The sequence below is a fragment of the Acidobacteriota bacterium genome (genome assembly GCA_028874215.1).
Lineage (GTDB): Bacteria > Acidobacteriota > UBA6911 > RPQK01 > JAJDTT01 > JAJDTT01.
Map to the genome: position 1 here is coordinate 15,599 of JAPPLF010000086.1, position 20,603 is coordinate 36,201.

Here is a 20,603-nt window from a genome sequence, read left to right on the forward strand (position 1 = left end):
GAGAACGTGACTGCCGTCTTCTCGGCTGTCCCGCGCGTTGCCCTTTTTCATACTTCTACTCACCTTCGATCCGATCCGCCCCCAGATTCCTCTGGCGCGATCTCACCAAGCGTTTCTTGAACCACTCCACAAGTTCTTCGTAGCGCATTTCGCCAGTGGCCACACTCGTAATGACATCCGCCAGTATCAGATCGTCTTCTATCAAGCTGTAGTCACTCCTCACAGCCAGCAATTCGACCAAGTACACGGCCGTACGTTTGTTGCCGTCTACGAAACCGTGGTTGGACACGATGCCGTGAACGAGGGCGGCGGCCTTTTGATGAATGCGTCGATGATAGCCGTGATAAGGCCGCGCAATCGCTGACTCGATTGCCTCCTGACGGAGTATCCCAGGTGCGCCCCCATCTATGAGCGCTTCCTTGTGACAGCGAATCGCGTCGGCCCAGGTGATCCGGTAGTGGCGTTTAGCGATTGGCCAGCACCTTCATAGCCCTACGGCGTCTGGAGGAGATTTCTTTGATGATTCGCTCGGATGTCCTGCTAACACGTCGCATGCGGTGGCGCGACGCCCGGTCCGTTCCTGCAGGCCGGTCGGCAATCCGTTTCGTCCGTGTGACTCTGGTTACCGCCTCTCCTTGTTTCTTCGCCACCACCCCAACCTCCTAGTTTGCAGGACCACCTAAAGGCTATCACAGGGTGAGGGTCACCCTTTTCCTCATCTCCAAAGCGAACTGCCGAAACTGGGCAGCTTGGACCGCCGGCCCAGAGCCTATACACACCCGAGAAGGAGACTGTCGCGTTCTTGACTGCCGTCCGCTATTCGACCGCCCGGATGGAGAGGCCTGCGACTTGTGCCTTTTCGACCCTTGAAGTCTCAGCTCACTGGATCACCGCGGCGGCACCTCCACCCGCCACAACTCGAGACACTCACCCGACTGGTAGAGAATCACGTTGGGCTCGACTTCGAAGATCGTGGGATAGGCCATTCTCCGCGAATAGTCGGCAACCGTGGTGGCGAGCCAGCCCTTTCCTGTACCGTCGGAATTGATCGCCAGTTGGCACTTCCTTCTCTGATCTTCGTGTTTCCAGTCCGCCTTTTTCCCTTCGCTGCGCTGCACCAACTGGCCGTAGGCCAACGCCAATCGCCCATCCTTCAGTCTCAGCAGATAGGGGTCCACCCCGGGGCCCAGGCCCATGTCTTCGGGTGGGCTCCAGGTTCTTCCACCGTCGCCGCTCCAGCTCGCCGCCATGGGTGAGTAGTGGCCGGTCCGCATCACGGCCAGCATCCGGCCATCGTCCAGCGGAAGCAACGCCCACTCGTTGAACCCTTCAGTATCATCCATCACTCCGGCACGCGGTGCGGCTACGGTGGAGAAGTACCGCCAGGTGTCTCCCTGATCGTCGGAGCTGATCAGGAAAGACCTCATCTTGAAGGGGGTCTCCATCTTGCTTCGAGGGTCCGTTGTCGGCATGTTGTCTTCCTCGAAGCTGCCGATCATGCACGCCAGCAGGGTCCCGTCCGGCGTCTCCCGAATGCCCCGATGAAAGAAGATAGTCGAGCTCTGCTGGTCCTGGACTTCCGAGAAATCGTCGACGGGAACCGATCCCGCCTCCGGAATGATGAGAACCGTGTCCTTTTTCTCCACCGTCTTGAAACCGTCGCGGGAACGCCACATTCTCCCCACGCAACGGCCCGCCTCGCGGCAGGTCACGTTCCAATAGAAGCCGAGGAACAACCCCTTTCTCCAGTACAGCGTGGTCAGCTTCTCGGCGAACAGGACGGAGCCGAAGGGCGGATCGGACTCGTCCACCGGCCAGAAATTCCTGCCACCGTCGTTGCTCTTGAGCGCCCCGTAGACATAGATGGTTCCATCCGGAGCCTCGACCGCCCTGGGATGACGGCATCTCGCTGCCGTCACCTGCACCTCCAACTCTGCCGCAGCCTGGGTCATGACCGAGGTCGCGGTGATGAACACCAGAAGGTGGAGTCCTCTCCGAACGTGCGGCATTGGCGGTACCTTCCCAACTTTGAGGCTACCCCGTCTTGTTGGACAGTTGAAAGTGATTCATTGATTTATTGAGGTCCAGTGGGATGAGGACCTGACAGATGAAAAGGTATCCGTCCCGGACGGTGCTCATTTAGCGCTCGCCTTCCTGGTGGGGATTTTCGTTGATGGGCGACTGCTCCGGATGCGAGCGGTTCCTCGACTCGGATCCGGTCCGGTCCCCGTTGCGACGATGAAAGACCAGAGTCTTGACCCCCCTCGCCGAGTGCAGGCGCTCGACCTGGACGGAGAACACGGCTTCAACCAACTCTTCTCGCAGGACCTCATGCACGGGACCGAAGGCCTGCAGGCCGCCCTCGTTCAGCAGGCCCGCGTGGTCGGCCCAGCGGACGACAGCATTGAGATCGTGCAGCGCCAGGGCGACCGCTTTGCCTTCGCCGGTCAACTCCCGGAGCAGCGCAAGGGTATCGAGCGTGTGATCCACGTCCAGACTCGAGGTTGGCTCGTCGAGCAGGATCACGTCGGCTTGTGTTGCCAGGCTGCGGGCGATCAGCACGCGCTGCTGCTCGCCGCCGGACAGCTCGTTGACCAAGCGATCGGCCAGATGGCCGACGTCGGCTCGCTCGATTGCCGCCTCGATCGCCGCCGTGTCCACGGGCGTCGGGGATTCGAAGCGGCCGAGGTGCGGATGCCGCCCCATCGCGACGATATCTCGCACTGTGAAAGCGAAGTCGACGCGGGTGTCCTGCGGCACAAAGGTGATGCGGCGCGCCAGCTTCCGGCGGGTCAGCCCGTCGAACCCCTGACCGCCGATGGTCGCACGGCCTTCGGTCGGACGCCACAGGCCGGCAAGGAGCCGCAAGACGGTCGACTTGCCCGAGCCGTTCGGGCCGACCAATGCGGTGACGCGCCCAGGCGGGATTTCGAGCGACACGTCCCGGACGAGCCAGCGCCCGTCGATCCGGATTCCGGCGCCGTCCAATCGCAAACTCACAGGTAGCCGATCTCCTTCCGTCGCCGGCGGAGCAGGTAGAGGAAGAATGGCGCCCCGAACGCCGCGGTGACGATACCCAGCCGGATCTCGGTCGGCGGATGGACGGTGCGGGCAAGCAGGTCGCACACGATCAGGAACAGCGCGCCGGTGAGCACGCTGGCCGGGAGCAAGGTCCGATGTGACGGGCCCAGCAACAGCCGAATCATGTGCGGCACCACCAAGCCCACGAACCCGATCACGCCGCTCACGGCCACCGCGGCTCCGGTCAACAGCGCCGCCGTCGTCAGCAACGTGCGTTTCACGGTCTCGACCTCGACGCCGAGCGACGCCGAGGTTTCCTCTCCCAGCAGCAGCAGGTCCAGGTCGCGGGTATGCGACAACGAGACGAGCAGACCCAGCGTGAGAAACGGCAGGCTGATCCAGACGTGCGTCCAGGTACGGCTGTCGAGGCCGCCCATCATCCAGAAGACAATCTCAGCCGCCACCTGCCAGTTGACAAAACTGAGGGAGATCAGCAGGGACGAAACGGCGCTGATCAAGGCGCCAAGAGCGATTCCCGCGAGCAGCAGCGTCGCGATGGGCGTGCGCCCGCCCAGGCTGGCGATCAAGTAGACGGTGAACAGCGCCACGAAGGCCCCGACAAAGGAGCAAAGCGGCAGCCACAAGGCCGACCGCATCGCCAAGTCGGTGACGAAAGAGATGACCGCGCCCAACGCCGCGCCCTGGCTGACGCCGATCACGCTCGGTTCGGCCAGCGGGTTGCGGAAGATGCCCTGGAGCTGCGTCCCGGCCATAGCCAGCGCGCCGCCGGCCAGTGCGGCGACGATGACGCGCGGCATGCGAATCAGCCAAACGATGACCCGTTCCGTTTCAGAGACACCGGTCACGTCGACCCAGCCCTCCGGCAGGATCGACGCGGCGATAACCCGCACAACCGTACTCCAGGCGATGTCCGTGCTGCCGATCGAAACCGCCGCCACCGCCACCACAGCCAGCAACGTCGAGACGACGGGAAAGTAGACCAGCGCCGGGCCGATTCGCACGTGGGCGGGGTGCTCCGGCTCGGCAACCGCCGCGGCGGGGCGTTGCTTCGTCAAGGCTTCGCTCCTCACTTCGCCTCCGGGTAGAGCACGACGGCGAGGGCTTCCATCAGCCCCACGGCGTGCTGGGACATGGACAAGTAGCGGCGGTTCTCGACCACCAGGATTTGGCGCTCCCGGCCGGCCGCGGTCACGGTGACGCCGGGGTCCGCCAGCAGGCGTTCGCGGACGCTTTCGATGGAATCCGGCTCCCCGGCGCAAACGATCCAGTCCGGATTCCAGGAGGCGACGTGTTCGCTGCTGATGGAGCCGTAGGGGCCGATCCCCTGCTCCGCGCCCACGTTGACGGCGCCGAGAGCGGTGACGATGTGGTCGAACAGCGATCCCTCGCCGTAGGTGTAGGAGAAGCTGGAGAAGGCGAGTACGCGGGGCGGGGGGGCGTCCGCCGGGCGGCGCGCCCGGGCGGCGCGAACTCGCTCGCGCAGCCGGCCGATCTCGCGGTCGGCGGCGGCGTCCTCGCCCGTCAAATAGCCTGTCGTTTCCAGGCCCTTGGCGATCTGGCCGAAGTTTTCTGCAACCGTTCGCATGCGGAAGACCGGTACGCCGGACGCGCGCGTCATCTCCACGTAGTCGGCCCGGGCGGACTCGGCCACCAGCATCAGCTCCGGCTTTCGGCGCAGAACCGCTTCGGGGTCGGACGTGACGACGACGTCCATCCGGCTCACGATGTCCGCCACAAAACTGTAGCGCGGGTCGTGCGCCGCGGCGCTGACCCCAACGATGCGCTCGTGCGGCACAACTGCAAACAGAAAGTGGTCGGTCACGAGCGCTTGCGAGGCCAGCGATTCCGGCGGGCCGGCGAGCGTCAACTCGAAACCGTGGATGTCGCGGGCGGTCCGCGGGAACGGATCGCTTGCCGACGCGCCTTCCCAGGTCTTCCGCGTTCCCGACAACGGCGCCAGATCGCCGCCGAAACGCCAGGCTGCGACGAAGAGAGCTGCGCAAAGCAGCCCGCCCGCAATCAGCGCCGCCTGGGTCGGCCGCGTCATGCCGCCTCCAGGTAGAGCGCCGCGGCCATGCCCTCGACGAGGGCGATCACGTGGTGCGACAGGGTCAGAATCACGTTGTTCGGCAGAATCAGGATCTGACCCGTGCGGGCGGCGGTGGTCATGTATCGTCTCTCAGGTCGTGTCTAGAACTTGAAGCAAATCCCGCCGATCGCCCAAGCGCCGGGCGCTCCGAATCCGTCCTCGTAGATGTCGTTGTCGAAGACGTTTTCGACTTTGACGTACAGTTCGAGGGTTCTCTGATCGGCGACCGGGAGGTCATACCGGAAGACAACGTCGGCCTTTACGGGGCCGTCGAAGAGCATGCGTCGCCCCCGCGCGCCGAACGGCGAGAGGATGTAGCCGCTGGCGGCGAACAGGTCGAAGGTGACGTTGAACCGCTTCGCAATCCACTGGGTTGCGGTCAACGTGTAGACGTGTTTGGAAAGCCCCGGGATCTGGAAGTAGTCGGCGCCGATCGTCGGGGTGCGCGAATCCGAGTTTGTGTACGTGTACGCCGCCTGAATGCCGGTGCGGGACGTCGGCGAGACCTGGGTGCTGAACTCGACGCCGCGCGCGATGCCGCCGCCGGCGTTCCGGTAACCGCCGAAGCGGCCGAAGATGTCGTTCGCGGGGAAATTGGCGAAATCGAACATCACGGTCTCTTGCAAGTTGGTGTAGAACAACGTACCGCTCATCCGCCATTTCGAGCCGAACAACCACTGGTCGATGCCGCCGTCGACCGAGATCGCACGCTCAGGATTCAGACGCGGGTCGCCCCAGTAGTTGAACCCCCCGGAGAACGACGAGAACGTGCCCCCAAAGCGCTCGTACAGCGACGGCGCCCGGAAGCTGTTGCCGGCATGGGCGCGCAGCTTGGTCTGACTGCCCCGTACGAAGTAGGCCACGGAGGCGTCCCCGGTGTAAGCGCTGGCCGGGGTGCCGACCTCCGTGTCGTCATACGGGTTCTGCGTCCCGGAGAACCGCGGCGAGCCGAGATCGAAGAACTGAACTCGGCCCGAGAGCGAGACGTTCAGCGCGCCCTGCAACAGGCGAATCTGGTTCTGCGCGAACAGTGCGTGGCTCGCCTGGTCGATGTCGATCGTGCTTTCGGCCGGTGATGGGCTCTCGTCGGTATTGAAGTTGAAGTACTTCTCGTCCTCGTACTCGTAGCCGAGAGTGACCTGGTTGTAGACGCCCAAACGGTGGTCGGTGCGCGCCTGGAAGGTGTGCGTCTGCCCGTCGAATCGGCTGTCGTTGTTGAACACCGGATCGAACCGTCCGGGACCGGCCGGACCGTCTTGGAGGGAGCGTTTGGAGTCGACGTTCTGGTAGGAAAACCGATACGAGCCGTCCGGCGTGAGCTGGTGCTGAAAGATCAATGCCGTCGCGCGGAAAGACGAGACGCTGCGGTTGTCCGGGTCGATTTGAGCGGGAACGAAGGTCGCCGAGCCGGCGTCGAAGGGCATTCCCTGCTCGAAGCGGCTGAGCTCGGAATCGGGTAGCGGGCGCGCCGGCACGTTGCCTGCCGCAGGGAAGTTGGCGACGACGGAATCGGTGAAAACGGGGCTCTCGGTCAGCCCGAGAACGGCGTCCGAGCCCCACACTCGCCCGCTCAATGAAACCTTCGGATTGAACGAAACCTTGGCGAAACCTTGCGCGCTGTTGTTCCGATACGGGCTTCCACCGCGATAGCCGTCGACGACGTTCAAGTGGGAGAAGCCGCCACTGTAGACGAAGCGGTCCTCCGCGAGGCCCCCGCCGATGCGGCCGACTCCGCGCATCATGCCGAGCCCGCCGCCTTCGGCGCGCACCTCGCCGTGCGGACGCCCGCCGCCCTGGCTCGAGCTGATATTCATCACGCCGCCGATCGCGTGTGAGCCGTAGAGCGACGAGCCGGAGCCGCGCAAGAACTCGACACGTTCGGTGTCGACGATATTCATGTTTTGGAAAAAGGACGTCGCGTCGCCGTGCGTCCCTGCCGCGTCGCGGAAGCGCAGCCCGTCGATGAGGACGGCCGTGTCGTGGTTGCGCAAGCCTCGGGTCTGCACTGTGGTGAAGCTTCCGGGGCCCCGGAGCTGCTGCACCCGCACACCCGGTACGTTCCGGATGGCTTCCGAGAGGGCGAACTCATTGCGAAGCGCGATCTGCTCGGAGTCGACGACGTCGAGCGCCTTGGCGACTTCTTGCAACGTCAGCGGAGTGCTCGACGCCGTCACGACAACCGCCACCTCGGCGCCGGAGACCTCCAGCTCCAGGTCAACCGTCTGTGCGCCCTCGACCCGGACCAGTTGCTGACCGCTCAACACGGCATCCTCGGTGCCCGCCTCGATCAGGTATCGGCCGTCCGGCACGCCTTGAATCGAATAGGAGCCGTCGCCCCGGCTGATCGTTTTACGCAGCTCGCCGCTGTTGCGGTCGAAGAGCCGGATGCGGGCATTGGGGACCGCCAGACCGTCGGGGTCGAGCACGCGGCCTGTGATGCTGTCGGCCGACAGCGCGGCTGGCGTCAGCACGGCGACCAGCAGGCCAGCAAGTAGCGCGGAAGTGGAGCAAGCGAAATGGAATCGGAATTTCATGGGTGTTCATTCGTGCGAGGTTGAGGCAGCGCCTCGACGGCGTCAACGCGCGCCGGGACGGCTTCCGCCAGATGTTGGGAGACCGAGAGCGGCCGCTTGGCGGGCATCTCGGCGGGTTGCTCATCGGTTTGGAGCCGCCGGCTGGCGAACGTCCGGAGACCCGGGAAGTCGTCCGGCATGCGTGCGAAAGCCTGGTCGAGCGTGAGCCGCTCGGTCTCGGCCGCCGTAATGTAGGCGATCATCGGATCACCACGCCCGGGACCAGCGCGGGCCGGCGTTCTCCGACGTTCGCAACCTCGCATCCAAGCCCTGCTCCTTCTCGATCAGGCGGCCGAGAATCCAGAGCAGGTCGGAGAGGCGATTCAAGTAGGCGAGGATTACCGGACGCACGTGTTCGCCCGATTCAGCGAGCCGGACGGCGCAGCGCTCCGCTCGGCGGCATACGGTTCGAGCCACATCCAGAGCGGCCGACACCGTGTGCTCGCCGGGGATCGACCAGTCGTCGAGAACGCCCTCCATCGCCTCGATGCGGTGGATCTCCGCCGTCAGCCGGTCGACCATGTCCGCCGTGATGACCGGCTGCTTCCTGGGGCTCTCCGGGGGCGTCGCCAAGGCGGACCCGACCAGGAACAGCTCGCGCTGAATCTCTTTGAGTAGCGCTTTCGTCGGCTCGTCCGGGCAGATCGAGCGTGCAAACCCAACGTTCGAGCTGAGCTCGTCGACCGTCCCGTAGGCCTCGACCCGAATGAAAGATTTCGAAACCCGGATCCCGCCGGCCAAGCCGGTCTCGCCAGCATCGCCGCGCATTGTAGCTATGCTCATTTCGCCACCTCCTCGCCCATTGGTTTGTGGGCTCAAGAATTGCGGCGTACAAATCCGCGGACCAACCGGAGTCGGCCCGATCGCTAATCAGGAATGGGTCGAGAGTGTCTGGTAGAACCTGTCCAGGGTCCAGGACGGATCGGTCAACTTGAGCAAGAACGCAAGTCTGATCCCGACGGTCGCCGTCGGCCCAAGAGGAGGGGTTGCCAGGTCGTTCATCCGGTTCCTCGCGGATTCAATACGCCTTATCGCCCCAGGAAGGTCTCCTGACTCGCGGCTTCAGACGAATTGGATCGCCCACGCTGCTCCCGCCTTCCTAAGGCTCTCGCCTCAGTGGCTTGTTGGAAGCAGCTTGCCGCTCACAGTGGCGGGACCGCGCCGGATTCGCACCGGCTTCCCTGTTACGCCCGTAAGGGCTCCTGAGAGCGGCTCGACTATATCGGCATTCCGAGAGGGAAGTCAAACGAAGGCTTCCCTCACGTCGGACGGTGTATAATCGAAGGCTCCAAGAGATGGTAGCTTCACCGCACCAGCTTCCCGCGGAGACTTTGCACGCCTCCGGCCTTTTCGTCGCTCGCCGCTTCGGCCGCCACCTCGTCGTCGAGTTGCTGACGGTTCACCGCGTTCTGAGCACTTCCGCGCGCGGGGGCGGGCAGCAGGAGGAATTGCGCTATCTGGTGAACCACCAGAGCTGCGAAGCCCGCGGCGACGTGGCGCGAATGGAGCTGATCCATCGCCTCGGGCTCGCCGGCTATCACGACCACGTGTGTTCGGAGATAGGAGTCGATCCGGAAAACGCAGCGCTGATGGGCACGGCGGCCAACATGGCCTACGCCGTGCATCGCTGGGCCGAGTTCGAGGACATCCGGGCCGATGCATTCGTCACCGCCGGCGTCTCCGGCAACGCGGCGCGGGCAAGCGACCCCGCGCAGTGGACGGAGACCGGTGACGGCTGGAGGAAGCTGGCGAACCAGGGCACGATCAACACCATCCTGCTGCTCAATTGCCCGGTCACCGCCCCGGCCCAGGCGCGCGCCGTGGTGACGATGACGGAGGCGAAGTCCGCCGCGTTGGCCGAGCTCGCGGTCCCGAGCCTGTACTCGCCGACGATCGCGACCGGCACCGGCACGGACCAGTTCTGTCTGGCAGCGCCGCTCGATCCCGGCCGGAAGGCCCACGCTTCGACCAGTCCGCACGTCAAGCTCGGCGAAATCATCGGCGTCGCCGTCAAGGACGCGACGAAGGAGGCGTTGCGCTGGCAAAACGGTCTTGAGCCGTCCTACATCCGCGGGCTCTTCCACGCTTTGGGACGCTTCGGGCTCACCGAGGAGCGGGCGCTCAGCGGCCTTGCCGAGCTACTCCCCGAGGCGCAACATACGTTGCTCCGGAAGAACCGGAAGGCCGTGTTCTTCGAGCCTGGCGTAGCCGCCGCGGCCTACGCCTTCGCCGCTGTCCTGGACCGCATCGCCTTCGGAACGCTGCCTGCCGGGATGGCGAAGGAATCGCTTCGGCAGCAGGCGGCGTGTCTGGCCTGCTCGCTCGCCGCGCGTCCCCAGGACTGGCCGTTGTTCCGGCGCGAGCTCGCCGAGTCAGGTGAAGAACCCGACGACACGATGGATCTGGTCGTTCGAGCGTTGGCGCTGGGCTGGAAATCGAAGTGGACCTGATTCTCTTGGCCCCGCGCGCGGAATTGCTGGCGGCGGCCGTGGCCCTGGACTTCGTATTCGGCGATCCGGTCTACCGCTGGCATCCGATTCGTTTGATCGGTGCAACGCTCGCCTGGTGGGATGTTCGACTTCGCGGCGCCGGCGCCGACGGCCGCATCGGCGGCTGCCTGTTGTTCCTCGCCCTGGCGGTTCCTTGGGCGGGCGGCTTGTCGGTTCTGGTTCTGAGTCTTCAGCGGACACACCCTTGGGCGTCGACGGCGCTTCACCTGTTCGCACTCTACAGCCTGATCGCGCTCGGCGACCTGCTCAAACACGGCCGGGAGGTGGATCGGGCGGCGACGAAGGGCGATCTCCCCGCCGCCCGCGCCGGGATCGTCAAACTCGTCGGCCGCGACGCCGACCGTATGGATGCCGCCGCCTGTCGGCGCGCCGCCATCGAAAGCATGAGCGAGAACCTCGTCGACGGATTCGTCTCGCCGATTTTCTGGTACGTCCTGCTGGGCCTTCCGGGGATCGTGCTGTTCAAAGTCGTCAGCACGATGGACTCCATGGTCGGGTACAAGACACCCAAATACCTGAAGTTCGGTTGGTGTGGAGCGCGCCTGGACGACTTGATGAACCTTGTCCCGGCGCGGCTGACATGGCTGCTGATCGCGCTCGTCGCGGCGTTCGTCCCCAGCGCCTCGGCGCGAAAGGCGTTGGCTGTCGGCTGGCGTCAACATGCGGTGGTCCCCGGACCGAACGCGGGATGGAGCGAAGCTGCGATCGCCGGCGCTCTCCAGCGCCGCCTCGTCGGGCCGATCTGGTGGCGCGGGCGCCTGGTCACCGACGTGTGGCTGGGAGACGCCGGAGACTCCCCCGCAAACTCGGCGGGTGACTTCCGCCGTGCGGAGATCGTCATCTGTTGGACGGCCGCGGCCGTCGCGGGCGCTTCCACTGCACTTCTCCTTCTCGTGACTTTCCGGTAGGGATCGGCAATTTCCTGGTCAGATCCGCGCTATGCGTTGATCTCCCCCCTGAATCAGGTCCACTCTCTGAGTGAAGGTTTGTCGTCGCCGGGCCTGTGGGAAAGTGACTGTCCCCTGTACCCTTCTCTTTTAAGGGAGGATGGGATGAAAAAGTGGGAGTACAAAGTTCTTGATTCGAAGGATATCCCTCGTGCGGGAATCCTCAAGGGCAGGGACCGACCAGGCGTCGAAAAGTATTTCAACAGCCTTGGCAGAGAAGGATGGGAACTGGTCAATATTGACTTCCGGGAATTCGAGGGGCGTTTCGAGTTCACAGGGGTGGCCAAGAGAGAGCGTAGCTGGTAGCCATGGACTGATCCTGAATGAGCCCGCTCGGGTGAGAACGTGACTGTCCCCTTCTCGATGCGGCATATGCCTGCGGCGCAATGTGGCACCGGAGGATGATCCTTGTTGCGACCGAAGTGCCTGGTGGCGGGATCGGTTCTTCTGCTGTCGAGCCTTGTGCAGCAGGCGCCGGCCGGCCAGACAGACTCCACCGGCGTGGTCGATCCGGCTCTCATCGACGGTCCGCCGGCTCCGTTTCCTCCGGCGGTGATAACCCGCAACGATCAGGGTCAGGCGACGGTTCGGGCGGTGAGGCTGGATGAGAGCATCGACTTCGACGGAGTGCTGGACGAAGCCGTCTACGGGACCGTTCCCGCCATCAGCGGCTTCATTCAACTGACGCCGGATGTGGGAGCGGCGGCGACCGAGCGGACCGAGGCGTGGATCCTGTTCGACGAGACGAATATCTACGTCTCGGCGCGGGTCTGGGACTCGGCGCCCGAGAGCCGGTGGGTGGCCAACGAGATGCGCCGCGACACCAGCCAGCTCCGTCAGAACGACACGTTCGCCGTGCTGTTCGATACGTTTTACGACCGCCGCAACGCAGTCCACTTCTACACCAATCCACTCGGCGCCCGCGCAGACCAGCAGTTCACGAACGAGGGCAATCCGAACGCGGACTGGAACCCGGTCTGGGACGTGCGTACCGGCCGCTTCGACGGCGGCTGGACGGTGGAGATGCAGATCCCGTTCAAGACCCTGCGCTACCGCTCGGATCCGCCTCATATCTGGGGCGTTCAGCTCCGCCGCGCCATCCGGCGCAAGAACGAGTGGGTCTATCTGACGCGGTTGCCCGTCGCGTCCGGAGCCGGCGGCGGGGCTCGCGGGATGTTCCGCGTCTCGCAGGCCGGTTCGCTGGTTGGCCTCGAGCCTCCAGCGGCGGGCCGCAACATCGAGCTCAAACCCTATGCCATCGGCGGCGTGACCACGGACAGGGCCGCGACCCCGATGAAGATCAACGAGGTCAGCGCCGACGGCGGCATCGACGTCAAGTACGGCATCACGCAGAACCTGACCGCGGACTTCACCTGGAACACCGACTTCGCACAGGTCGAGGTGGACGAGCGGCAGGTGAACCTGACCCGCTTCCCGCTGTTCTTTCCGGAGAAGCGGGAGTTCTTCCTCGAAGGACGGGGCATCTTCGGCTTCGCCACCGGCGGCTTCACGCGCGGCACCAGTGTGGCCCGCCGGCAGGTCCCCGGGTTCTTCGGCGACGTGAACGTGCCGCAGCTCTTCTATAGCCGGAAGATCGGGCTGGAGGAGGGCCGCGTGGTGCCGATCGTGGGCGGAGCGCGGGTCACCGGCAAGGTTGGAAGGTTCGATGTCGGGCTGCTGAACATCCACGCCGGCGAGGAGTCGGTCTCGGACTCCAAGCCGACGAATTTCTCGGTCGTCCGTCTCCGGCGCGACATTCTGCGGCGCAGCTCCGTGGGCGCGATGTTCACCAACCGCTCGGTCTCCCGGGTGGCCCCGGGTTCAAGCCAGGCCTACGGCGTCGACGGCACCTTCGCCTTCTTCGAAAACGTCAACCTGATTACCTACATTGCCCGGACCCAGCTTCCCGGTCCCGAATACCAGGGCAAGGACCTGAGCTACCAGGGCAAGTTCGAGTACGCGGCGGACCGCTACGGATTCCAGGTGGATCACCTCGTGGTGGAGGACAACTTCCTGCCGGAGGTTGGCTTCCTGCGGCGCGACAACTTCCGGCGCACCTTCACGTCGGCGCGATTCAGCCCCCGGCCCGAGTCGATCAGGAGCGTCCGGCAGTTCACCCTGGAGGGCGGCATCGACACCATCCTGACGGCCGACGAGAACCACCTGGAGACGCGCCAGAACATCGTGGCGTTCGAGACCGAGTTCGAGTCCAGCGACCGGGTGACTCTGACGGTGACCGACAGCTACGAGCTGCTGGTCGAGCCGTTCGTTCCTGCCGGCGCCGGATTCTCGATCCCGGCGGGAGGCTACAGGTTCGCCGACGTCCACATGGCGTACTCCATGGCACAGCAACGCCGCTTCAACGGGACGGTGGCGGTGAGACGGGGCGCCTACTTCGGCGGGGACCTGACGACGTTGGAGCTCACGCAGGGCCGCATCGCGGTGCTGCCGCAGATGTCGGTGGAGCCGACCGTGTCCTTCAACTGGATCGAAACGCCGTACGGGGCGTTCCAGACGAACCTGGCGGTGACGCGGGTCAACTACGCGTTCAACCCCCGCATGTTCTTCAGCGGGCTCATCCAGTACAACTCGGCCAGCAACTCCTTCAGCAGCAACCTGCGCCTGCGGTGGGAGTACAGCCCGGGCAGCGAGCTCTTCATCGTCTACACCGACGACCGCGACGTCACCGGCGGCTTGCGTCCCGACCGGGGCTGGGACCTGCGGAACCGCGGCCTGGTCATCAAGATCAACAAGTTGTTGCGGTTCTGACGGCGACCTGACCCGAGTCGTGCCCGAAGAAAGGAAGAAAAGGTGACTGTCCCCTTCTCACATCCAAGGTCATTGAAGAGTGCTGAATCTTCCACGCGCCGGGAATGTAAACTGCGGGTGCCATCGTGAGGATCACCCGAATTCGCGCAACTGGTGTCATGCAGCAAAGAATGGCCGGCTCGTTCCATCAACCGAGTCCGTCATGAACGCCAAACCATCGTCGCGCAAACAGCACGAAACGAATGACCCGGCCGATCTGTACGCGCGCGATGCGCATACGTTTCGTGAACCACCGCAAGGCATCGGGACGACACTGCGGTACTTGGGACCCGGACTGATCCTGGTCGGCTCGATCGTCGGTTCCGGCGAGTTGATCATGACGACCAAGCTCGGCGCACAAGCTGGTTTTGCACTCTTGTGGTTTGTGCTGCTCTCATGCGTCATCAAGACCGTTGTCCAAGCCGAACTGGGACGCCATGTGATTTCCAGCGGCGAGACGATCTTGGTGATGTTCAACAAGCTGCCCGGACCACGCGGACGGCGGCCGGGTTGGCTTTGCCTGGAGTGGTTGTTGATTGTCGTGGTCAGCACATACCTCGGCCTGGGCCTCTGGTCGTGGGATCAGGCTGCCGGGATCGGTGCGGGCGGATTGGCCGCCGGCGTGCTGTCCATTTGGATTGCGGCTGCGTTGTTGCTCGCGATGCGAAGCCGGCAACGCGAGATGGCGCAAACGCCGGATGCCCAAAGCCGGCCGATGTTGGGGTGGTTCCTGTGGCTGTACCTTGCTTGTCAATTGGTCATGTTCATCAACGTCGGCGCGGTGATGGGCGGGGCAGGCCAGGCGCTGGCGCTGGGTTTTGAAAACGTCCTGGGAACCACCGACGCCAAGCTGTGGACTGCCGGCGTCGCCGTGGTTTGCGGGGCGCTGTTGCTGGTGGGCCGTTACAAGATGCTGGAACGAGTATCGCTGGCATTGGTTCTGGTTTTCACACTGATCACGTTTCTCTGCACGGCGCTGCTCTACTGGACGGACAACGCCATCACGTTCGAGCAAATTCGCCACGGATTCCAGTTTTCGTTTCCCGAGTTTCTGGGAATGGACGTGACGCTGACGATGATCGTGTTGACCGCACTGGGCATGTACGCGGGGACGGGGATCGGCACTTGGGAGATGATGCACTACACCTACTGGTGCGTCGAGAAAGGCTACGCGCGACACACCGGCGCGAATCAACCCGGAGACCAGTGGACGCAGCGGGCGCGCGGGTGGATACGCGTCATGTATACCGACGTGCTGCTCACCATGGCCGTGTTCACCATCAGCACCGTCTGTTTCTACTTGCTCGGTGCGGCGATTTTGTATCCGGAGCTCGATCCGGCGGGTAAAGAGACGCTCGGTGTGCTGCAACACATTTTCACGGAGTCGTTGGGCCCGTGGGCGGCCACGCTCTTCGTGGTCGGCGGGTTCGTGGTGCTGTTCTCGACGACCTATTCCGGCACGGCTGGGAGTTCACGATTGGTGTCGGATGCTCTTTGCGTGATGGGAGTGATTGACGCGCGCGACTACGGGGCGCGCCTGCGCTTCACGCGCTTCTACATCGTTTTCGGCCTCACGATGGGAACGGTGACGTATTGCCTGCTGCAAAACCCTCCGCTGATGTTGATCATTTCGGGATTTGTGGCAGTCGTGCTCTATCCCGTGTTTGGTCTGGGAACGCTCTATTTGAGGTACCGTGCCGTGGACGAGCGAATCCGTCCCGGACCATTCACCACCTCGTGGCTGTGGATTTGCGGATTGGCCCTGGCCGTCATCTCACCGGCAGCGGGGTTGCTTGTGCTGGCGTTGAATCAAGGCTGGCTTGAGTTTTGATCGGCTTCCCGCCCGGGAGAAAGAAATGGTGACTGTCCCCTCCGCGAGAGAGATGGGACGCCTTCCCGGAGAGGCGAGCTGGGTCTCGAAAAATGGTGGAGGCGGTGGAAACCAAACGCACACCATAAGTGACTGATTTTATGGGAATAGGTATCTCTGACCCATTCAGGTTGCCCCCACAGATGCCCCCAGGTATTGAAATGTCACTGCTGGCCTCAACCTGTCAGGCATCCTACCCAGCCGACAGCATTTTCCGCCACCCGGGGCAAATTGGACTACACCTGCCAAGGGAAATCAGCTAAAAAGCAGCGGCTCGGAAATCCCTGACTGCCGCTTCGATCATACCGGCCTCCTCGTCCAACTACAGATCATACCAGAGGCCATTTTCAAACTAGGACACCACCTGCTTTCTCATGGAGATTTGTCTGGGAAGTGCGGTAAGATCCGTCTGGGCGGTACAGATTCCGGGAGGGTGGCGGCCAAGGAGGCCTTCTTCCTAACGATTTGGCTCGTCCACTTGAGCACGAGGAGGAGGTGATCTTTTATTCGGTACTGGACTTTTGCGGCACCTCCAACCCAAGTACCTAGACCTTGGCGCATTGTCAAGGGCGAGCGTCCGAAGTTACCGGACGCAACTCAATTGATACTCGGGACATTCTTACCTTCGTCGCACCCATGTTCGTCCGGCTTGCATCGGCAAAGTTGCATTGGCAACGCACCGAGGACTGTGTCTCCGTGGGATCCACCCAAATCGTTCATTGACCTCGTAGGGCGTTGCCCGTGGATGCCGAATTCGGAGCTGAACAATCGGGACACGGACATAACGAGTGCCACGCATCCTTCACGGGAAGTATTTTTTCCTTTGTTGACAGCTAAGGTTTATAGATAGCCTTTGTTCGAAAATCAGAAAGCAGGCGAAACGCATGATCACCTATGTTAGAGGGAGTCTGTTTAGGTCACCAGCGCATGTCTTAGTGAATACGGTCAATACTGTGGGGGTGATGGGCAAAGGCGTCGCTAAGGAGTTTAAGCGACTCTTTCCCGACATGTATCGACAATATCGTGACCTCTGCGAACAAAAGAAGTTCGATATTGGCAATCTGTTTCTGTACAAAACTGACAATAAATGGGTACTTAACTTCCCTACCAAGAAACACTGGAGGAGTCCATCCCGTCCTGAATATATTGAGCATGGATTACAGAAACTCGTGTCGAACTACCTTGATTTGGGGATCTACGACTTAGCCATGCCCTTGCTCGGATGCGGGAACGGGGAACTAGATTGGCCCACTCAAGTGGAGCCAATCTTCAAGAGATACCTGAAGAACCTCCCAATTAACGTTTTTGTGTACTTGTACGCGCCTAGCAAGGAGCCAATTCCTGAACATCGCAATGTTGCATCAATGGAGAGATGGCTCCGTTCAGAACCTGAACATCTTCCATTTTCTGAAGTGTGGCTAGATCTCCTACATTTGCTTGAAAAGAAGACGGAGTTTCAGACCCTTGCTGGAAAGAACAACAAGTTCCAAGCCTCAGCTTCCGAGGAACCGAAAGGAATCTTGATAAGATCCCGTGGTAGGGCAGCATTTGTTGATGCCGCGGATCTCTCCGATTTTTGGCAACAGCTGAGGTCCTACGGTTTTACATCTCGACAGATTGCCCCATCCGGACTGTCCCGCAAAGCTTACTACCTGATGCCAATTTTTGCCGATCTTAACTATGTAAAGGCAGCGAACATCTCAGAATCGTACAGGCGTCTGCGGAACGGCACCGAGACTATCGGCTTGCAGTACATTCCACAGATCAGGCCGGTGGGTTTGTTCAATAATCGCATCAGCGTGAATCTTTAGGGCGCTAGCTGTGCCTCACACGCGCAAGCACAATCGTCGAAGGATAGTCGCTAAGTTAGATGATCTCGTTAGTAGATATAAGTACGATGCGCGTTCATGGTGGCCGAATTTTGTGTTTCATTATACAACACTGGAGAATGCGATCTCGATCCTGGAAAGTGGAATTCTTTATAGCCGAAATAAGGTGATAGATCGTGGACTACTCACGTCAGATAGTGCCAGCTCAAGCGTATTAGCCAATACTTCAACTGTTTATCAAAAATACGCTCGACTGTATTTTCGTCCCAAGACGCCTACTCAGTACTCAAACGAGGGAATTCGACCTCGGGACGCTGTCGTTTATGAGGCTCATTGCCCTGTTCCGGTGTTTCTACTCTTCGACTCAAGAGACATCCTAACCCGCGAAAGCACCCGATTCTCGCGTGGATCCTTGGCAGGATTTAAACCCGGACGTGTTGGAAAGAGAGCATCCTTTTTCGAGAAATTGCCCTTCAACAAGATCTATCATAACTCGTGGCTAGGAGAAGGCGAGAAGCGGGAGATTATAGCCCTCAGGCACGCTGAAGTGATTGTACCTGGACAGCTAGACTTGGAATCACTTCGGTATATTTGGTGCCGGTCCGAGGCGGAGAAAGAAACCTTGATTGCACTTCTCAGCAACACTCAGCGAGATAAATGGGCCAACCGGATATTTCATGGAAAAAAGTATGACCTGTTCTTCTCCAAGTGGACATATGTAGATCAGGTCACACTTGATAAGACCCAGTTCCGATTCAACTTTAACCGTAATACAACCACTCCGGGGCCGTTCGATCTAACAGTCGTTGTAAAAGACCGCGGTACTGGAAAAGTATTACGAGGCCGGGAGAAACAATTCGAGGCGGATGGCAGCATATCATACCAATTGCCGAAACCTATACTGAACTATACAGTTGAATTGCGTCTCGACAACTGGCTCGCATACCGTTGCGAGTGGAAAGAACCTCTAAACCTATTTTAGCGGAACCGTAGAATCACCGTCCGTCGCCAGCCTACGAGTCCATGCCGAACCACGCCGCGTTGAACGATTCAGCCGGGCAGTACGTTGATGGAGACGTGACGACGAATGGAATTGAGTCGCTCTGGACTCTGTTCAAGCGGGCCTACTGGGGAACGTGGCATTGGGTGTACCACACGCACTTGCAGGCTTATCTGAACGAGTTCACAGGTCGGCTGAACCAGCGGCGACTCTCCACCCTCGAGGCAATGGGCGAGATCGTCCGAGGCATGGACGGAAAGCGATTGACCTACCGGGATCTGGCAGGATAGTTTTACACCAATTCGCTGAAGGGAAACTGGTTAAGCTCTCACCCCCAACCAATCCCTCCTGACAGGACAATTGTTCCTGAAAGGAGAGTCACATGTAAAATCAGATCGGTGAAGACAGGCCGGACACATTCGCCTTACGGCTGATGCCAAATGGAATTTATCTCGTCGATGGGAGGACGATCCCAATTGGAGACGACCCCCCCATAAGCGTTGATCACGCAGAGTCGATCATTGGAGTCCATGACCGACCCAACAATTGCAAAGGCTTGCTGGGGAGTCTTTTGGGTGTGAACGTAGAATAGAGACATCTGAAACTGATACCATCTTCCCAAGTCTTTGATCGCTGTCCTGACCGCCTCGTAGTTTTGTCCAGGTTGATACAGATCGTATGCGATGAAAAGGTTGTACGCCATATCATCCTCCTATATGCAGGGTTGATGTGGTTCCGTTTTAAGTAGTCATATCCCTTTTAGAGGTTGTTTCAGAAAGCCTATTAGCAGCATCCGTAAGTGTTTTTGCCCAATCAATTGCTTCCTCCAGAGTCAGGAATATATCGAGGAACAACGGATGTTTTAGTTCATCTTCTCCGTAAGTAATACCTATATTGACTCCCACCAATCGCATTTTCTCATCACTAACAAAACTTTCTACCTTCAATTCGGGTTGGAAACCCTGCATATTTAACCTGCCTTTCTTTTTCTGTCTTGCGGTCCACAGTCCGGTGGTGTAGATTCTTGGAAAGGAGGGGCCGGTAGCGTGGAGTGACGAGTGAAATGTTCTTCAGTCGCCACTCAGCCCAGACCGGGAAGCAGGTGACATTTACTTCTCGCCTGGCCCCTCCCGAGCCCTCCTCCAACAATATATATCTTCGTGGTGTTTCCGTCAATTGATCAGCTGGTCCCTGCTGGAGTTGAGAAGGATTCCGAAAAATGATCCGTTCATGAGTACTAGGACGAGGAACGAGAGCGGTATCGGGATGCCGAAATGCCGGAACAGACCGTGAGCGATGCAGCCGGATCCCCACGCAAAGCTGAGCATGAACACCACCATCATGAACTTCAGGACGAACGGCGGTAGCCGATTCATGGTCATTCCCGATCGATCGCTTTCCAAGACGGATCCCGGACGTAGGCACCGTGGGTGCCGGCATCATTATCCCAGCCGTTGTCGAACAGCCAGCTGTCCCCGGTGCACTCATCGAGCAGCACCCGCTTCCTGTCCACCGACAGGTCCGGAATGACGAACACACAGTCAACGGTGGGGAGAACTTCGGTTTCCGTGGGAGTTATGAGGCGTGTAGGTGAGGGTTGCCGTCCCCCCGTTATCGTTGGTCGATTGCCCGTTGCAGATCTGCGATCGCGTTGAGCTTCCACGGGCTGCTCCCAGCTTCACGCGAGCCAGCCGGCGAGAAGGCACCCCGCGGCATGAGCAACCGAAAACCGAGCCGCAAGTCTCGAACCTCCAAGTACGACGAGCTCATCAGCATTCCCAACGCCACGGCAGAGGAGATTGCCCAGACCATGTTCATGGGCAAGCCGAAGCCGAAGGACGAGTGGCGCTATCTGAAACGTCGCAAGGCGAACACCTGATTCTCAGATGGCTGATCAGGTGAGCAGATCCCGAAAAAATCGTTAGAAGTATTAAC

At 61.0% G+C, this 20,603-nt stretch carries 20 protein-coding genes and 1 riboswitch; of the genes, 8 read left to right on the forward strand and 12 right to left on the reverse strand.

Annotated features, from left to right (window positions below):
• Positions 1–55 precede the first annotated feature (55 nt).
• The 9 genes from OXT71_17100 to OXT71_17140 all read right to left on the reverse strand — a co-directional run bounded on the left by OXT71_17100 (position 56) and on the right by OXT71_17140 (position 8,487).
• Positions 56–358 carry a type II toxin-antitoxin system death-on-curing family toxin gene (locus OXT71_17100; protein MDE2928113.1) on the reverse strand — a complete coding sequence of 101 codons (303 nt, stop codon included), beginning with the start codon at positions 356–358 and terminating at the stop codon, positions 56–58.
• A gap of 529 nt (positions 359–887) precedes the next feature.
• Positions 888–2,009: a sialidase family protein gene (locus tag OXT71_17105; protein ID MDE2928114.1), complete on the reverse strand. Its 1,122-nt coding sequence runs from the start codon at positions 2,007–2,009 to the stop codon at positions 888–890.
• 130 nt (positions 2,010–2,139) lie between these two features.
• The gene (locus tag OXT71_17110) at positions 2,140–3,000 is read right to left on the reverse strand and encodes an ABC transporter ATP-binding protein (GenBank protein ID MDE2928115.1); all 861 of its coding nucleotides are present in this window, start codon (positions 2,998–3,000) and stop codon (positions 2,140–2,142) included.
• The gene (locus OXT71_17115; GenBank protein ID MDE2928116.1) at positions 2,997–4,097 is read right to left on the reverse strand and encodes an iron chelate uptake ABC transporter family permease subunit; all 1,101 of its coding nucleotides are present in this window, start codon (positions 4,095–4,097) and stop codon (positions 2,997–2,999) included. The genes OXT71_17110 and OXT71_17115 overlap by 4 nt, the downstream gene beginning before the upstream one ends.
• Positions 4,098–4,108: 11 nt before the next feature.
• Positions 4,109–5,089, reverse strand: coding sequence for an ABC transporter substrate-binding protein (locus OXT71_17120; GenBank protein ID MDE2928117.1), 981 nt, complete (start codon positions 5,087–5,089; stop codon positions 4,109–4,111).
• Positions 5,086–5,211 (reverse strand): hypothetical protein, encoded by a 126-nt coding sequence (locus tag OXT71_17125; GenBank protein MDE2928118.1) that lies wholly within the window; start codon positions 5,209–5,211, stop codon positions 5,086–5,088. Before OXT71_17125 ends, OXT71_17120 begins: the two co-directional genes overlap by 4 nt.
• 21 nt (positions 5,212–5,232) lie before the next feature.
• Complete coding sequence (locus tag OXT71_17130) at positions 5,233–7,665, reverse strand: TonB-dependent receptor (GenBank protein ID MDE2928119.1); 2,433 nt, start codon at positions 7,663–7,665, stop codon at positions 5,233–5,235.
• Positions 7,662–7,907, reverse strand: a complete 246-nt coding sequence (locus OXT71_17135; GenBank protein ID MDE2928120.1) for a hypothetical protein — start codon at positions 7,905–7,907, stop codon at positions 7,662–7,664. Before OXT71_17135 ends, OXT71_17130 begins: the two co-directional genes overlap by 4 nt.
• A gap of 4 nt (positions 7,908–7,911) precedes the next feature.
• A complete protein-coding gene (locus tag OXT71_17140; GenBank protein MDE2928121.1) occupies positions 7,912–8,487 on the reverse strand; it encodes a cob(I)yrinic acid a,c-diamide adenosyltransferase in 576 nt (191 codons plus the stop codon).
• 238 nt (positions 8,488–8,725) lie between these two features.
• Positions 8,726–8,925, reverse strand: a riboswitch (cobalamin riboswitch).
• Between the two features lie 110 nt (positions 8,926–9,035).
• Here OXT71_17140 and OXT71_17145 point away from each other — a divergent pair.
• The 7 genes from OXT71_17145 (at position 9,036) to OXT71_17175 (ending at position 18,958) form a co-directional block, all read left to right on the forward strand.
• On the forward strand, positions 9,036–10,154 hold the full coding sequence (locus OXT71_17145) for an adenosylcobinamide amidohydrolase (protein ID MDE2928122.1): 1,119 nt from the start codon (positions 9,036–9,038) through the stop codon (positions 10,152–10,154).
• A complete protein-coding gene (gene cbiB, locus OXT71_17150; protein MDE2928123.1) occupies positions 10,145–11,122 on the forward strand; it encodes an adenosylcobinamide-phosphate synthase CbiB in 978 nt (325 codons plus the stop codon). Before OXT71_17145 ends, cbiB begins: the two co-directional genes overlap by 10 nt.
• Before the next feature lie 144 nt (positions 11,123–11,266).
• On the forward strand, positions 11,267–11,467 hold the full coding sequence (locus OXT71_17155) for a DUF4177 domain-containing protein (protein ID MDE2928124.1): 201 nt from the start codon (positions 11,267–11,269) through the stop codon (positions 11,465–11,467).
• A gap of 102 nt (positions 11,468–11,569) precedes the next feature.
• Positions 11,570–13,930, forward strand: a complete 2,361-nt coding sequence (locus OXT71_17160; GenBank protein MDE2928125.1) for a DUF5916 domain-containing protein — start codon at positions 11,570–11,572, stop codon at positions 13,928–13,930.
• A 202-nt stretch (positions 13,931–14,132) separates the two neighbouring features.
• Positions 14,133–15,800 carry an Nramp family divalent metal transporter gene (locus tag OXT71_17165; protein MDE2928126.1) on the forward strand — a complete coding sequence of 556 codons (1,668 nt, stop codon included), beginning with the start codon at positions 14,133–14,135 and terminating at the stop codon, positions 15,798–15,800.
• A 923-nt stretch (positions 15,801–16,723) separates the two neighbouring features.
• Positions 16,724–17,650, forward strand: coding sequence for a macro domain-containing protein (locus tag OXT71_17170; GenBank protein ID MDE2928127.1), 927 nt, complete (start codon positions 16,724–16,726; stop codon positions 17,648–17,650).
• 1,041 nt (positions 17,651–18,691) lie between these two features.
• A complete protein-coding gene (locus tag OXT71_17175) occupies positions 18,692–18,958 on the forward strand; it encodes a transposase (protein MDE2928128.1) in 267 nt (88 codons plus the stop codon).
• 450 nt (positions 18,959–19,408) lie between these two features.
• On the opposite strand, the gene OXT71_17180 is transcribed toward OXT71_17175, so the two are convergent.
• From OXT71_17180 to OXT71_17190, 3 genes are all read right to left on the reverse strand, one after another.
• Positions 19,409–19,636 carry a hypothetical protein gene (locus tag OXT71_17180; GenBank protein MDE2928129.1) on the reverse strand — a complete coding sequence of 76 codons (228 nt, stop codon included), beginning with the start codon at positions 19,634–19,636 and terminating at the stop codon, positions 19,409–19,411.
• A gap of 204 nt (positions 19,637–19,840) precedes the next feature.
• On the reverse strand, positions 19,841–20,044 hold the full coding sequence (locus tag OXT71_17185; GenBank protein MDE2928130.1) for a hypothetical protein: 204 nt from the start codon (positions 20,042–20,044) through the stop codon (positions 19,841–19,843).
• 2 nt (positions 20,045–20,046) lie between these two features.
• Positions 20,047–20,205: a hypothetical protein gene (locus tag OXT71_17190; GenBank protein ID MDE2928131.1), complete on the reverse strand. Its 159-nt coding sequence runs from the start codon at positions 20,203–20,205 to the stop codon at positions 20,047–20,049.
• Positions 20,206–20,382: 177 nt separating this feature from the next.
• On the opposite strand from OXT71_17190, the gene OXT71_17195 reads away from it, so the two are divergent.
• A complete protein-coding gene (locus OXT71_17195; GenBank protein ID MDE2928132.1) occupies positions 20,383–20,547 on the forward strand; it encodes a hypothetical protein in 165 nt (54 codons plus the stop codon).
• Positions 20,548–20,603 lie beyond the last annotated feature (56 nt).